Below are 14,223 nucleotides of genomic sequence, written 5' to 3'. Positions count from 1 at the left end.
GGGTGATCGTCGTGCCGTCGCACTGGAAGTGATCACATGCTCACCGGACTCTTCGCCGCCGCCCTGGCCGACCCGGCCCTCGCCCGGGCCCGTGACCTGGCGCGATCCGGTGCGGCTCAGGTCGACGGGCTCGACCTGACCGCCCCGCCGGCGCTGCGGCCGTTCGCCGTCGCCGCCGTCGCGGCCGACGAGCCCGCCGGAGGCGCCGGCCGGCCGGTGCTGGCGGTCACCGCCACCAGCCGGGAGGCCGACGACCTCGCCTCGGCGCTGGGCAGCCTGCTCCCGCCGGAGCAGGTGGCGGTCTTCCCCTCGTGGGAGACGCTCCCGCACGAGCGGCTCTCGCCGCGCTCGGACACGGTGGGCCGGCGGCTGGCCGTGCTCCGCCGGCTGGCCCACCCCGACTCGGCCGACGCGCACGGCCGCACCGGCCCGCTGCGGGTGGTCGTCGCCCCGGTCCGCTCCCTGCTGCAACCGCAGCTCAAGGGCCTCGGCGACCTGGAACCGGTGCGGCTGGCCGCCGGCGACGAGGCCGACCTCGAGGAGGTCGCGCGCCGGCTCACCGACATGGCGTACGCGCGGGTCGACCTGGTCACCAAGCGGGGCGAGTTCGCCGTGCGCGGCGGCATCCTCGACGTCTTCCCGCCGACCGACGAGCACCCGTCCCGGGTCGAGTTCTGGGGCGACGAGGTCGAGGAGATCCGCACCTTCGCCGTGGCCGACCAGCGGACCATCGAGCAGGTCCCCCGGCTCTGGGCCCCGCCCTGCCGGGAACTGCTGCTCACCCCGTCGGTGCGGAAGCGGGCCGCCGCCCTGGCCGAGGAGCACCCCGAGCTGGCCGAGATCCTCGACAAGCTGGCCGAGGGCATCCCGGTCGAGGGCATGGAGTCCCTCGCCCCGGCGCTGATCGGCGCCGACGCGATGGAACTGCTGCTCGACACCATGCCGACCGGCACCCACGTGCTGCTCTGCGACCCGGAGCGCATCCGCACCCGGGCGCACGACCTCGTCCGTACCTCCGAGGAGTTCCTCCAGGCGAGCTGGATGGCGGCCGCGACCGGCGGGCAGGCCCCGATCGACGTCGGCGCCGCCGCCTTCAAGACCCTCGCCGACGTCCGCGCGACCGCCCGCGTCCTGGGCCAGCCCTGGTGGACGGTGTCGCCGTTCGGCCTCGCCGAGCCGGCCGCCGTCCCGGCGCGACAGCCCTGGGAGGACGAGCCGGTCGAGGTCGACGTCACCCCCGACGACGCGATCGCGGTGACCCTGGCCGCCCAGCCCGCTCCGCTCTACCACGGCGAGACCGCCCGCGTGGTCGACGACCTCAAGCGCTGGGCGGGCGAGGGCTGGTCGATCGCGCTGGTCTTCGCGGGGCACGGCCCCGCCCAGCGGGCCGTCGAGGTGCTGCGCGACGCCGGCCTGGGCGCCCGGATGACCGAGGAGGTGCCCACCGCCCCCGCCCCCGGGGAGCTGCTGGTCACCTGCGGGTCGCTGACCGGCGGCTTCGTCGACGAGGCGTCCCGGTTCGTGCTGCTCACCGGGGACGACCTCACCGGCGGCCGCGGCACCTCCACCCGGGACATGCGCAGGATGCCGAGCCGGCGGCGCAACACCATCGACCCGCTGGAGCTGAAGGCCGGCGACCACGTGGTGCACGAGCAGCACGGCATCGGCCGGTACGTCGAGCTGGTGCAGCGCACGGTCAACGGCGCCAGCCGGGAGTACCTGGTCATCGAGTACGCCCCGAGCAAGCGCGGCCAGCCCGGCGACCGGCTGTTCGTCCCCACCGACCAGCTCGACCAGCTCTCCCGTTACGTCGGCGGTGAGCAGCCCACCCTGCACAAGATGGGCGGCTCGGACTGGCAGAAGTCGAAGGCCCGCGCCCGCAAGGCGGTCAGGGAGATCGCCGCCCAGCTGATCCAGCTCTACGCCGCCCGCAAGGCCTCCAAGGGGCACAACTTCGGCCCGGACACCCCGTGGCAGCGGGAGCTGGAGGACGCCTTCCCCTGGCAGGAGACGCCCGACCAGCTCGCCGCGATCGAGGAGGTCAAGCGGGACATGGAGCAGACGGTCCCGATGGACCGGCTGATCTGCGGCGACGTCGGCTACGGCAAGACCGAGATCGCGGTGCGCGCGGCGTTCAAGGCGGTGCAGGACGGCAAGCAGGTGGCGGTGCTGGTGCCCACCACGCTGCTGGTGCAGCAGCACTACAACACGTTCGCCGAGCGGATGAGCCAGTTCCCGGTGACGATCCGGCAGCTGTCCCGCTTCCAGACGCCGAAGGAGGCCGAGCAGACCCTCGCCATGGCCGCCGACGGCACCGCCGACATCGTCATCGGCACCCACCGGCTGCTCCAGGCGTCCACCCGGTTCAAGTCCCTCGGCCTGGTCATCGTCGACGAGGAGCAGCGCTTCGGCGTCGAGCACAAGGAGCACCTGAAGGCCATGCGGGCCGCGGTGGACGTGCTCAGCATGTCGGCCACCCCGATCCCGCGGACGCTGGAGATGGCGATCACCGGCATCCGGGAGATGTCCACCATCGCCACGCCGCCGGAGGAGCGGCACCCGGTGCTCACCGCCGTCGGGGCGTACGACGAGCGGCAGGTGGCCGCCGCGGTCCACCGTGAGCTGCTACGCGACGGTCAGGTCTTCTACCTGCACAACCGGGTCGAGTCGATCGAGCGGGCGGCGCGGCGGCTGCGCGAGCTGGTGCCCGAGGCGCGGGTCGCGGTGGCGCACGGCCAGATGGGCGAGGATGCCCTGGAGAAGGTCATGGTCGGCTTCTGGGAGAAGGAGTTCGACGTCCTGGTCTGCACCACGATCGTGGAGTCCGGCATCGACATCCCGAACGCCAACACCCTGATCGTCGAACGCGCCGACCTGCTCGGCCTGGCCCAGCTGCACCAGATCCGCGGCCGGGTCGGCCGGGGCCGGGAGCGGGCGTACGCGTACTTCCTCTACCCGCCGGACAAGCCGCTCACCGAGCACGCCCACGAGCGCCTGGCCACCATCGCGCAGCACACCGAGCTGGGAGCCGGGATGTACGTCGCGATGAAGGACCTGGAGATCCGCGGCGCCGGCAACCTGCTCGGCGGCGAGCAGTCCGGCCACATCGAGGGCGTCGGCTTCGACCTGTACGTGCGGATGGTCGGCGAGGCGGTGCAGGCGTTCAAGGGCGAGCGTCCGGAGGAGGAGGTCGAGGTCAAGGTCGACCTTCCGGTGGACGCGCACCTGCCGCACGACTACGTCGGCGTGGAGCGGCTGCGTCTGGAGATGTACCGGAAGCTCGCCGAGGCCCGCGACGAGGAGCGGCTGCGCGAGGTGGTCGCCGAGATGACCGACCGGTACGGCGAGCCGCCGGCCCCGGTGCAGAACCTGGTGGCGGTGGCGCGGTTCCGGCTGCTCGCCCGCCGCTACGGCCTCGCCGACGTGTCGATGCAGGGCAAGCACATCCGGTTCGGCCCGCTGCCGCTGCCCGACTCGAGGCAGCTGCGGCTCAAGCGGTACCACCCGGACGCGGTCTACAAGGCCGCGCTGGACCAGGTCAGCGTGCCGCGGCCGAGCACCCGCCGGGTCGGCGGCGAGCCGCTGCGCGACCAGGCGCTGCTGGAGTGGTGCGCCCAGCTCCTCTCCGACGTGCTCGGGGAGCCGGCCCTCGCCGGGGCGACCCGGTGAGCCCCGGTGAGGCGTGGGGGCCGTCACACCGCGACGGGACGGCGTGAGAGAGTGGCCGTCATGCGTGCTCGCCGTCTTGTCGCCGTCGCCAGCGTGGCGGTCGGCCTCGTCGCCCTCGCCGGATGCCGTACCGAGCCCGGGGTCGCCGCGTACGTCGGCGACCTGCGGATCACCGAGGTTGCCGTGAACGGCATCCTGGACGACCTGCGGGCGAAGACCGTCACGCCGACGGCCGCGCCGGAAACCAGCCTGCCGGCGCCGGCGCTGCCCGGCCGGGCCCAGATCGTCGGCACGCTCGTGCTCGGGGAGGTGTGCGAGCGGGTGTCCGCCGACAAGGGCTACCGCCCGCAGGGCCAGGCGGAGCCGGCCCAGGTCGCCCGCCAGCTCGGCCTCGCCCCGGAGACGGAGTACGTGCGGGAGGTGGCCACCCTCTACACCTGCCTGTCCGGCATCCCCACCGGCACGCCGGTCGCGCCGACCGAGCAGGAGCTGGCCGATCTGATCGCCGCCGGCCGGAAGGCGGGCGTGATCCCGGCGGACGTTCCGGACGACGCCGCCGCCGGGCAGCTCGACGGCGACCAGCTGCGCGTCGCCCTCGCCACCCGCCGGTCGCTGGCCGAGGCCGTCGAGGGGTACGACGTGACCGTCAACCCCCGCTACCGGCCGCTGGAGTTTCCGGTGCTCAGCTTCGCCGGCGACGCGCCCGCGGTGAGCGTGCCGCTGGGCGAGCCGGGCTCGGACGCCGTCACCGACATCTCCACCCCGGAGCCGCTCCGGTCGGTCGCGCCGACCGACGCCGAGGCGACCGAGCCGGTCGCCAGCTGAGCATGTCGGCGCGGATCGTCCTGCTGGTCACCTCGCCCCGGCTGCCGGCCGGGCTGCTCACGGCGGCCGCCTGGGACGTCGTACGCCGGCACCCGGTGCTGGCCGGGGCGGAGAGCGAGGTGACGGCGGCGCTGCGCGCGGCGGGCGCCGAGGTGACCGTGGTCGACGGCCCGGCCACCCAGGCGCTGCTGGACACGGTCGCCGCCCACGGCACGGCGGTCTGGCTCGCCGGCCCGGCCGGCGACGAGTCCCTCGCCCGGGAGCTCGGCCTGCGCGTGGCCCGTGAGCCGGGGCTCGCCGAGCTGGAGCTGATGTACGGCTCGTGGGACCCGCCGGGCGCCCGCCTGCTCGACGCGGTGGCCGTGATGGACCGCCTCGCCTCGCCCGGCGGTGACCCGTGGAAGCGGGCGCAGACCCACCGCAGCCTCGCCGGTTTCCTGCTGGAGGAGTGCTACGAGGCGTACGACGCGATCAGCGCCGGGGACACCGACGCGCTGCGCGAGGAGCTGGGTGACGTGCTGCTCCAGGTGGTGCTGCACGCCCGGCTCGCCGAGGAGCTGCCCGAGGACGAGCGGTGGACCGTCGACGACGTGGCCGGCGGCCTGGTCGACAAGATGGTCCGGCGCAACCCGCACGTCTTCGCCGACGGTCAGGCCGCGTCGATCGAGGAGATCGAGGCGAGCTGGGAGCGCATCAAGCGGGCCGAGAAGGCGCGCGACTCGGTGCTGGACGGCATCGCCATGAGCCAGCCCGCCCTGGCGCTGGCGGCGAAGATCCTCGACCGCGCCGCCCGCATCGGCCTCGCGGTCCCACCGCCGCTCGCGGACACCCAGGTGGACCCGGAAGCCCGCCTCGGCGCCAGCCTCCTGACCACGGTCGCGGCGGCCCGGGAAGCCGGACTGGACCCGGAGGCCGCCCTCCGCCGCGCCACCCTGGCCTACGCCGACGCCGTCCGCGCCGCCGAACGCGCTGCCCCCTCCGAGAGTTGATCATGAGGTTAGCGGCAGTTTCGGAGATCAGGAACGCCGCTAACCTCATGATCAACGGTGTGGGCCGTCGGCGTCGGTGGTGATCGGTAGGGTTCTTCCCATGCAGGAGTTCGCACCGCTGGCTGAGCGGATCGTCGACGCGTTGCTGGAGAGCCGGCCGGGACTGGCCGCCACGGCCGGGGATCACCGGTACGACGACCGGTTGCCGGACTACTCCGCCGACGCCGTCGCGGCGGATCGGGCGATGTTGCGGGACGCGGCCGACGCGCTGTCCGAGGTGGACGGTGACGCGCTCGACGTCGACGACCGGGTGGACCACGCCCTGCTGACCGCCCTGGTCGACCGCGAGCTGTTCGAGCGGGACGAGATCCGCGCGCACGAGTGGGATCCGCTGCGGCACAACCCCGGCATGTTGCTGCACGCGCTCGCCGCCCGCCCGTACGCCCCGGTCGACGTCCGGCTGGACAGCCTGGCCGGCCGGCTGGAGGCCGTACCCGACGCCCTCGCCACCGCGCGCACGACGCTGCGCGACATGCCGCGGATCCACGCCGAGACGGCGGTCGGGCAGTTCACCGGCACCGCCGCGCTGATCCGCGACGAGGTGCCGGTTCTGCTCGACGCGGCGCCCGCACTGCACGACCGGGTCGCGCCCGCCGCGGCCACGGCCATCGCGGCGATCGAGGAGTTCGTCGCGTGGCTGCGCATCGGCCTCGCCGCCGACGCCGGCCCGGGCCGCGACCCGCGCCTGGGACGCCGCCGGTGGGAGGCGCGGCTCTGGCATACGCTCGACACCGAGCTGGGCGCCGCCGAGATCCAGCGCCGGGCCTGGGCGAACCTGGACCGGGTCACCGAGGAGATCCGCGAGGCGGCCGTCGAGCTGGTCGGGGGGCCGGCCGACGACCAGACGGTACGCCGGGCGCTGGACCTGCTCGCCGCCGAGCACCCGGACGACCACACCATCGTCGACCTCGCCTCGATCACGCTCGACGAGGCGAGCGACTTCGTCCGCGCCCACGACCTGGTGACCCTGCTCGACGACCCGTGCGTGATCCAGGTGATGCCGGAGTTCGCGCGCGGTGTGGCGGTCGCGTACTGCGACTCGCCCGGGCCGCTGGAGACGGCCGAGGTGCCGACGTTCTACTGCATCGCGCCCACCCCGGCGGACTGGCCGGCGCAGCGGGTCGAGTCGTTCTACCGCGAGTACAACGACCACATGATCCGCAACCTCACGGTGCACGAGGCGATGCCCGGGCACTTCCTCCAGCTCGCGCACGCCCGCCGGCACGCCGGCGGCACCCGGGTGCGGGCGCTCGCCCGGTCCGGGCCGTTCATCGAGGGCTGGGCGGTCTACGCCGAGGAGGTGATGGCCGGGCACGGCTTCGGCGGCGTGCCGGTGCGGTTGCAGCAGCTCAAGATGCAGCTGCGGATGACGATCAACGCCCTGCTCGACCAACTCGTGCACTGCGAGGGGATGACCGAGGCGGACGCGATGGCCCTGATGACCAGTCGCGGCTTCCAGGAGGAGGGCGAGGCCGCCGGCAAGTGGCGGCGGGCGCTGCTCACCTCGACGCAGCTGTCCACGTACTTCGTCGGGTACAGCGAGGTCGCCGAGATCGCCGCCGCCCGCCCCGACGGGGTGTCCGTCCGCGACTGGCACGACGCGATGCTCGCCCACGACTGCCCACCCCCGCGCCACCTGCGCACCCTGCTGGGGGTGTAAGGAAGGGCCCCCTGTTAACGCCTGCGGTAGAGGAAGGGCCCCTTCTTAACGCCCGGTGGGCGTCAGCGCCGCCCGCCGGTCGCGGCCGCATCGATCAGCCAGCGGGAGATCGAGTACGCGGGCGGCAGCTCGGCCGGCAGCCCGTCGAGCGGGAACCAGCGCGCCTCGGCCAGCTCCTTCCCGTCGACCACCGGCTCGGCCAGCGGGTCGGCGGCACGGGCGGTGAAGCCGGTCAGCAGCGTCCCCGGCCCGGACATCGCCCACGGCTGGCTGCCGAAGTACGTCACCTGCCCGACGGCCAGCCCGACCTCCTCGCCGACCTCCCGGCGGACGGCCGCCTCCAGCGTCTCGCCGGCCTCCACGAAGCCCGCGACCAGCGCCCACAGCCCGGTCGGCCCGTACGTGTGCCGCACGAGCAGCAACTCATCAGGGCCACCGGAGGGGCCGGGCCGCGTGATCGCCACCAGCACGGCGGCGGAGAGCCGCATCGGCACGTACAGCTCGCATCCGGGGCAGCGCCGCGCGGTCTCGCCGGGCACGTCGGCCAGCTCCTCGCGGCAGGCCCCGCACCAGCGGTGCGTCCGCCGCCAGGTCACCACGGCGAGGGCCCGCCCGGCGAGGGTGGCGTACGGCTCGGGCGCCTCGGCCGCGAGGGACCGCCAGCTCCGCCACCGGCCGGGCAGGCTCTCCTCCGCCGGCACCTCGACGGCCCACACCGGGCGACCGTCGAGCGTGCCGAGCGGCACCCACGGGCTGTCGGCGGGCAGGTCGGCGACCCGAAGGAAGGTGCCGTCCGGGCCGGTGTGCAGCTTCCACCCGGCCACCGGCAGCGCCAGGTCCCCGGCGTCGGGGGTCGCGGCGGCAGCGGCCCCGGGGAGGAACCCCGTGGGCGAGGCGTCGGCAGCACGCGGGAACGGCGGCGCCCCGGAGACGGGCGGATGGGTCGCGTCGGGTGCGGCGGCCGGGTCGGTCACGAACCGGCCGGCCGGCGGTCCACCACGCCGGCGCCGGGTGGCAGCTCGAACGCCGTGCTGTCGACCGCCTCCCGGTAGCGGGTGAGGGCCAGGTCGACCGGCTTGCCGTCGACCTGGCCGGTGAAGCTGGCCAGCGCCCCCTCCGTGGTCACGCAGGCGCTGAAGTCGTCGGCCGTCTGCCGGACCTCGACGCAGGTGGCGTGCCGCCCGGCGAGGGTGGTGTCACCGCTGGTGATGACCGCGTCCGGGTCGAGGGCGGCGGCGGTCAGCAGCCCCACCACCACCGGCGGCGTGACCAGGCCCTGCCGCTTGGCCTCGGTGAACACGGTGACCGACGGCTTGGCGGTGGCGGCCGGCGGCGGCTCCAGCGTGCAGACCGTCCGCCCGCCGGAGCTCTCGCACCGCGTGGTCGCCTCCTCGGTGACCGTCAGCTTGCCCCCGGGCCACGTGTACGCCGACCGGGCCGGCTCCTGCTCCTGGGCGATGGTGGCCGTCTTCCCGGCCGGGAGTTGGTAGTCGGCCGAGTAGGTCAGGGTCAGCGCCCGGTCCAGCCGGCTCGCGAGATCGTTGACCAGGTCGGAGTGGCCGATGGCCCGGCCGGCGTCGTCGAGGGTCTGACAGCCGGTGACCGTGAGCGACGCGATGACCGAGACGGCGAGCAGGCGGAGCGGGGTCGAGGCGGCGGGCATGGCGACCAGCCTCGCCGATCGGGTCGAGCGCGCGCAAACCCGTTGCCGGTTGACGCCCGAGAATACGGGAATGTCCGTCGTGCGGGCGGCACCCGGACACAGGGCGTGACCGGTGGGGCCGTCCGCCGCGATCCGGGCGACGCGGTGCGGTACGGCGACGCCCGATACGCTGCCTGGCAACACCTGCCTCAGCCGCACCGTCGCGGCCCATACCGGACCGGCACACACAAACGAGGAGCGACTCAGTGGCAACCATCGAGGGAATCGTCGCCCGGGAAATCCTTGACTCGCGGGGCAACCCGACGGTCGAGGTAGAGGTCGGGCTCGACGACGGCACGATCGCCCGCGCCGCGGTGCCGTCCGGCGCCTCGACCGGCGCCTTCGAGGCGATCGAGCTGCGCGACGGTGACAAGGACCGCTACCAGGGCAAGGGCGTCGAGAACGCGGTCTCGAACATCGAGGACAAGATCGTCGACGAGCTGATCGGGTACGAGGCCAGCGAGCAGCGGCTCATCGACCAGAAGATGCTCGACATCGACGGCACCGACAACAAGAGCGAGCTGGGCGCGAACGCGATCCTGGGCGTCTCCCTGGCGGTGGCGAAGGCGGCCGCCGGCAGCGCCGAGCTGAGCCTGTTCCGCTACCTCGGCGGGCCGAACGCGCACCTGCTGCCCGTCCCGATGATGAACATCCTCAACGGTGGCGCCCACGCGGACTCCAACGTCGACATCCAGGAGTTCATGATCGCGCCGATCGGCGCGCCCAGCTTCCGCGAGGCGCTGCGCTCCGGCGCGGAGGTCTACCACGCGCTCAAGTCGGTGCTGAAGAAGAAGGACCTGTCCACCGGCCTCGGCGACGAGGGCGGCTTCGCGCCGAACCTGCCGACCAACGCCGCCGCCCTGGACCTGATCGCGGAGGCCGTCGAGAAGGCCGGCTACCGGCTCGGCACCGACATCGTCTTCGCGCTCGACGTGGCGGCCACGGAGTTCTTCGAGAACGGCACGTACACGTTCGAGGGCGCAGCGAAGACCGCCGAGGAGATGAGCACCTACTACACCAAGCTCGCCGACCAGTACCCGATCGTGTCCATCGAGGACCCGCTGGCGGAGGACGACTGGTCCGGCTGGCAGACGCTGACCGCGTCCATCGGCGACCGCGTCCAGATCGTCGGCGATGACCTGTTCGTCACCAACCCGCAGCGGATCGCCCGCGGCATCGCCGAGAACGCCGCCAACGCCGTCCTGGTGAAGGTCAACCAGATCGGGTCGCTCACCGAGACCCTCGACGCGGTGGACCTGGCCCACCGCGCCGGTTTCAAGTGCATGATGAGCCACCGCTCCGGCGAGACCGAGGACACCACCATCGCCGACCTGGCGGTCGCCACCGGCTGCGGCCAGATCAAGACCGGTGCTCCGGCCCGCTCCGACCGCGTCGCCAAGTACAACCAGCTGCTGCGGATCGAGGAGGAGCTGGCCGACGCGGCGCGGTACGCCGGGGCGGGCGCCTTCCCGCGTTACCGTTCGGCCTGAGGGACGCGACCTCGGGGGAGGGGGTGTGACGATGCAGCAGCGCCGCACGCCGGGTGGTCAGCGTCCCGCCCGCCGGCCGGGTCAGACCGGTCGGCCGGGCGGGGCACGCGGTGCCCGGCCGGTCCGGGAGAGCGGCGTCCGCGCCGAGCCGCGGGCGACCGCCGGTCGCGCGCCCGGCGCCGCCCGGGCCACCGACGGCGTACGCTCCGCGAACCGGCCCGCCGCCCGGCGGACGGCTAGCGGTGGCAACGTCAAGCGGCTCGCCGCACCCCACCCCCGACGTTTCACCGGGCGGGCCACCGTGCTGTTCGCGGTGCTGATCGCGCTCGCCCTCGGCTACACCTACCCGGTGCGGGTCTACCTGGACCAGCAGGCCGACATCGCCCGCATGGAGGCCGCCCAGACGGCCCAGCGGAAGGAGATCGAGCGACTCTCCGCCGAGGCCGCGAAGTGGCAGGATCCGAAGTACATCGAGACCAAGGCCCGGGAACGGTTCTTCATGGTCCGCCCGGACGAGAACATCATGGTGGTGCTGCGCGACCCGGAGGGCGCCGCCCGGGACGCGGGCCGGCCGTCCGCTCCGGCCGAGCCGGCAGAGCCCGACGCCTGGTACGACACGCTCTGGTCGAGCGTGGCGGCGGCCAACGGCGACCGGCCGGACGCCTGAGCGCCGGATCAGCACACCGCACCGAACGAGGAATGAGCAGCGTGACAGTCGTACCACCGCAGGAGCCGGCGGCTGCCTCCGTACCCCTGCCGCAGCGGGAACCGGCCACGGAGGCCGACCTGGCGGCGGTGGCCGCGCAGCTCGGCCGCCCGCCGCGCGGGACCCAGGCGGTGGCCCACCGGTGCCCGTGCGGCCTGCCCGACGTGGTGGAGACGACGCCGCGCCTGTCCGACGGCACGCCCTTCCCGACGCTGTTCTACCTGACCTGCCCCCGCGCGACGGCCGCGTGCAGCCGCCTCGAGTCGGCCGGGCTGATGAAGGAGATGGCCGACCGGCTCGCGGAGGACCCGGAGCTGGCCGCGCACTACCGGGCGGCGCACGAGGACTACCTGGCCCGCCGGGAGGCGATCGGCCACGTGCCGGAGATCGCCGGCATCTCGGCCGGCGGGATGCCGGGCCGGGTGAAGTGCCTGCACGTGCACCTCGGGCACGCGCTCGGCGCCGGTCCCGGCGTCAACCCGTTCGGCGACGAGACGCTGGGCCTGATCGAGCCGTGGTGGGCCGCCGGGCCGTGCGTGGACGTGCCGGCGGACGAGTGAGATGACCGCCGCCGACGAGATCGTGGTGCGGCGTGCCCGGACGACCGACGTCCGGCGCATCCGCCGCCTGATCGACACGTACACGGACGACCGGCGGCTGCTCAGCAAGGCGACGGTCACCCTCTACGAGGACGTGCAGGAGTTCCGGGTCGCGGTGGCGCCGGACGGCACGGTGGTCGGCTGCGGGGCGCTGCACGTCATGTGGGAGGACCTCGCCGAGATCCGCACGGTGGCGGTCGACCCGGCGTACCGCGGGCGCAAGATCGGCCACCGGATCGTCGGCGAGCTGATCGACGCGGCCCGGGAGCTGGGCGTGGCGCGGATCTTCGTGCTGACCTTCGAGACCCGGTTCTTCGGCTCGTTCGGCTTCACCGAGATCGACGGCGCGCCGGTGCCGCACCCGGTGTACGAGCAGCTGCTGCGCTCGTACGACGAGGGTGTCGCCGAGTTCCTCGACCTGGAGCGGGTCAAGCCGAACACCCTCGGCAACACCCGGATGCTGCTGCGCCTCTGACCGGCCGACCAGGGTCACCACCCGTCACGACCGGCGTGGGTGCTTCGCGAAGAAGTCCCAGATCAGGTCGGTGGCGACCACACCGGCGGTCGGGTCGGCGAGCTGCCCGTCCGGCGCACCCGGCCAGGAGTGGCTCATCTCCGCCAGCCGGTAGACGGTGACGTCGCTGCCGTCGGAACAGCGGGCGTCGGTCCGGGTGACCTTGGGTGCCGGTGCGGCGGCGGGACGGGCGCGGCAGCCGAGCCGTCGCTGCCAGGTGCGCAGGCCGTCCTCGAAGTCGCCGGCGTAGACGTCCTGGCCGCCGACGAACGTGATCACCGACACCGGCCGCTTCGGCACGTAGTCCTCCGCCTCGGTCCGGGGACCGATGTAGCCGCCGCTGACCACGCCGATCGCGGCGAACAGCCCGTCGCTCTCGACGGCGGCCCGGAAGCTCATGTCGCCACCGTTGGAGATCCCGGTGAGGTAGATCCGCTCCGGGTCGGCGCCCCACGCGTCGACCAGGTGGCCGGCGAGGGTCTTGAGGAACCCGACGTCGTCGGCCGATCCGCAGCAGATCAGGGCGTTGAAGGCGCGATGCTGCCCGTCCGGGTAGGCGACCAGGAAGTTCTCCCGGTCCGCCTTCGCGTCCAGGGCCACCATCTCGCGCAGCTCCTCCCCGCTGCCCGGGTAGAAATGCAGCGCGATCACCAGCGGCACCGGCCGGCCGGGGTCGTAGCCGGGCGGGGCGTGCAACAGGTAGGTCCGGTCCGTCCCGCCGTGCCGTACGGTCAGCCGGTGGTCGCCCGGCGCCGGCCGCTCCGCGGCTGCCGAGGCCGAGGCCGAAGCCGACGGGGGCGCCGCCGGCGAGGGCGGATCCCCGCCGCACGCCGCTCCGGTCGTCAGAACCGCTGCCAGCACCAGTGCAGTCGCCCGCCGCATACCCCGTCCCCTCGTGGTCCGTCGTGCCCACCCTGGGATCGCGGCCGCCGCCGGAACAACCCTTTCGGCGTACGCCGAAGAGCTGACAGGCTGCTCGCATGCTTCGCCTGCGGCTACGACCGGCGGACCTGGGTCGGGTGTTCTTCTCCGACCGCCCGCACCCTGTCGGCACGACCGTGCTGGCGAGCCAGGCGCTGCGCGGGTCCACCGTGGCGCCGACGGCGCCGGCGCTGCTCGACCGGGCCGCCGTGGTCGCCCGGGTCGGTGCGGTCCGGGCGGCCAGCGCCGCCCTTCGGCACCTGTTGCCCGCCCGGGGCCGGCTACCGGACTTCCTGACGCCGTTCGACGGCCTCGACTCGCTGGACGCCGGCCTCGACGCCATCCGGGCGACCCCGGTCCCGCGGGTCCGTTCCGAGGTGGCCGGCGCGTACGCCGACCTGCCGGGCACGCCGCTGCGGCGCCGCTTCGCGGCGGCCGACCCCGAGGTGTTCGACCTGCTCGTCCAGGCGACCCGCACGTACTACGAGGGGGTGCTGGCCCCGCACTGGCCGGCCCTGGCGCTCGCCCACCGACACCAGGTCGCCATCGCGGCGCAGCGCTACGCGACGTCCGGTCTGGACGGCCTGCTCCGCGGCCTGCACCCGGCGATCCGGTGGCGCCCGCCGGTGCTCGAGGTCGACACGTGGTGGAGCGGGGACCTGCCCGGTACCGGCCACGGCCTGCTCCTGGTGCCCACCCCGCTGGCCGGTACGCGGCCCCGGGTGCTGGTCGAGCCGGGCCGGCCGGTGCTGCTGGCGTATCCCGCGCCGATGCTGCTGCCGGCCGCCGCCGCACCCGGCCGGGACCCACTCGTCGGACTGCTCGGCCGGACCCGGGCGGCGGTGCTGCGCCGGCTCGCCGAGCCGGGTCCGCACACCACCAGCGCCCTCGCCCGCGGCGCGGACATCAGCCTCGCCTCCGCCTCCGAGCACGCCGCGAGGCTCCGCGCCGCCGGACTGGTCGGCAGCCACCGCGTCGGCGGGTCCGTGCTGCACCGGTTGACGCCGCTCGGGCTGCACCTGCTGAGCCAGTGCGACATCCCGCCGACCGACGGGCCGGCTGCCGTAGGGTTGCGGGCGTGACGACGC

The 14,223-nt window shown here is 74.2% G+C and carries 12 protein-coding genes; 9 read left to right on the top strand and 3 right to left on the bottom strand.

Annotated features, from left to right (window positions below; all coding sequences use genetic code 11):
- The first annotated feature begins 36 nt into the window (after nucleotides 1-36).
- The 4 genes from mfd to ACTMS0_RS00600 all read left to right on the top strand — a co-directional run bounded on the left by mfd (nucleotide 37) and on the right by ACTMS0_RS00600 (nucleotide 7,203).
- Entirely contained in the window at nucleotides 37-3,669 is a 3,633-nt protein-coding gene (gene mfd, locus ACTMS0_RS00615) for a transcription-repair coupling factor (protein WP_441153085.1), read from the top strand.
- Nucleotides 3,670-3,729: 60 nt separating this feature from the next.
- Nucleotides 3,730-4,494: a hypothetical protein gene (locus tag ACTMS0_RS00610; RefSeq protein WP_441153084.1), complete on the top strand. Its 765-nt coding sequence runs from the start codon at nucleotides 3,730-3,732 to the stop codon at nucleotides 4,492-4,494.
- Between the two features lie 2 nt (nucleotides 4,495-4,496).
- Nucleotides 4,497-5,483: a nucleoside triphosphate pyrophosphohydrolase gene (locus ACTMS0_RS00605; protein ID WP_441153083.1), complete on the top strand. Its 987-nt coding sequence runs from the start codon at nucleotides 4,497-4,499 to the stop codon at nucleotides 5,481-5,483.
- A 100-nt stretch (nucleotides 5,484-5,583) separates the two neighbouring features.
- Nucleotides 5,584-7,203 (top strand): DUF885 domain-containing protein, encoded by a 1,620-nt coding sequence (locus tag ACTMS0_RS00600; RefSeq protein ID WP_441153082.1) that lies wholly within the window; start codon nucleotides 5,584-5,586, stop codon nucleotides 7,201-7,203.
- Nucleotides 7,204-7,265: 62 nt separating this feature from the next.
- On the opposite strand, the gene nudC is transcribed toward ACTMS0_RS00600, so the two are convergent.
- A complete protein-coding gene (gene nudC / locus ACTMS0_RS00595; RefSeq protein ID WP_441153081.1) occupies nucleotides 7,266-8,177 on the bottom strand; it encodes an NAD(+) diphosphatase in 912 nt (303 codons plus the stop codon).
- On the bottom strand, nucleotides 8,174-8,866 hold the full coding sequence (locus tag ACTMS0_RS00590; RefSeq protein ID WP_441153080.1) for a hypothetical protein: 693 nt from the start codon (nucleotides 8,864-8,866) through the stop codon (nucleotides 8,174-8,176). Before ACTMS0_RS00590 ends, nudC begins: the two co-directional genes overlap by 4 nt.
- Before the next feature lie 245 nt (nucleotides 8,867-9,111).
- On the opposite strand from ACTMS0_RS00590, the gene eno reads away from it, so the two are divergent.
- From eno to ACTMS0_RS00570, 4 genes are read left to right on the top strand one after another with little or no spacing between them, the layout of a single operon-like run.
- Nucleotides 9,112-10,395, top strand: coding sequence for a phosphopyruvate hydratase (eno, locus tag ACTMS0_RS00585; RefSeq protein ID WP_441153079.1), 1,284 nt, complete (start codon nucleotides 9,112-9,114; stop codon nucleotides 10,393-10,395).
- Between the two features lie 31 nt (nucleotides 10,396-10,426).
- Entirely contained in the window at nucleotides 10,427-11,062 is a 636-nt protein-coding gene (locus ACTMS0_RS00580) for an FtsB family cell division protein (RefSeq protein WP_441153969.1), read from the top strand.
- Between the two features lie 41 nt (nucleotides 11,063-11,103).
- Nucleotides 11,104-11,661, top strand: coding sequence for a DUF501 domain-containing protein (locus tag ACTMS0_RS00575; RefSeq protein WP_441153968.1), 558 nt, complete (start codon nucleotides 11,104-11,106; stop codon nucleotides 11,659-11,661).
- A 1-nt stretch (nucleotide 11,662) separates the two neighbouring features.
- Nucleotides 11,663-12,175, top strand: coding sequence for an amino-acid N-acetyltransferase (locus ACTMS0_RS00570; protein ID WP_441153078.1), 513 nt, complete (start codon nucleotides 11,663-11,665; stop codon nucleotides 12,173-12,175).
- A 24-nt stretch (nucleotides 12,176-12,199) separates the two neighbouring features.
- Here ACTMS0_RS00570 and ACTMS0_RS00565 read toward each other — a convergent pair whose 3' ends face one another.
- Complete coding sequence (locus tag ACTMS0_RS00565) at nucleotides 12,200-13,096, bottom strand: alpha/beta hydrolase family esterase (RefSeq protein ID WP_441153077.1); 897 nt, start codon at nucleotides 13,094-13,096, stop codon at nucleotides 12,200-12,202.
- 98 nt (nucleotides 13,097-13,194) lie between these two features.
- On the opposite strand from ACTMS0_RS00565, the gene ACTMS0_RS00560 reads away from it, so the two are divergent.
- Entirely contained in the window at nucleotides 13,195-14,217 is a 1,023-nt protein-coding gene (locus ACTMS0_RS00560) for an ArsR/SmtB family transcription factor (RefSeq protein ID WP_441153076.1), read from the top strand.
- The last annotated feature ends 6 nt before the right edge of the window (nucleotides 14,218-14,223 follow it).

The organism is Micromonospora sp. H33 (assembly GCF_052068455.1).
GTDB lineage: Bacteria > Actinomycetota > Actinomycetes > Mycobacteriales > Micromonosporaceae > Micromonospora.
This window is presented reverse-complemented; position numbering and strand designations above follow the sequence as displayed.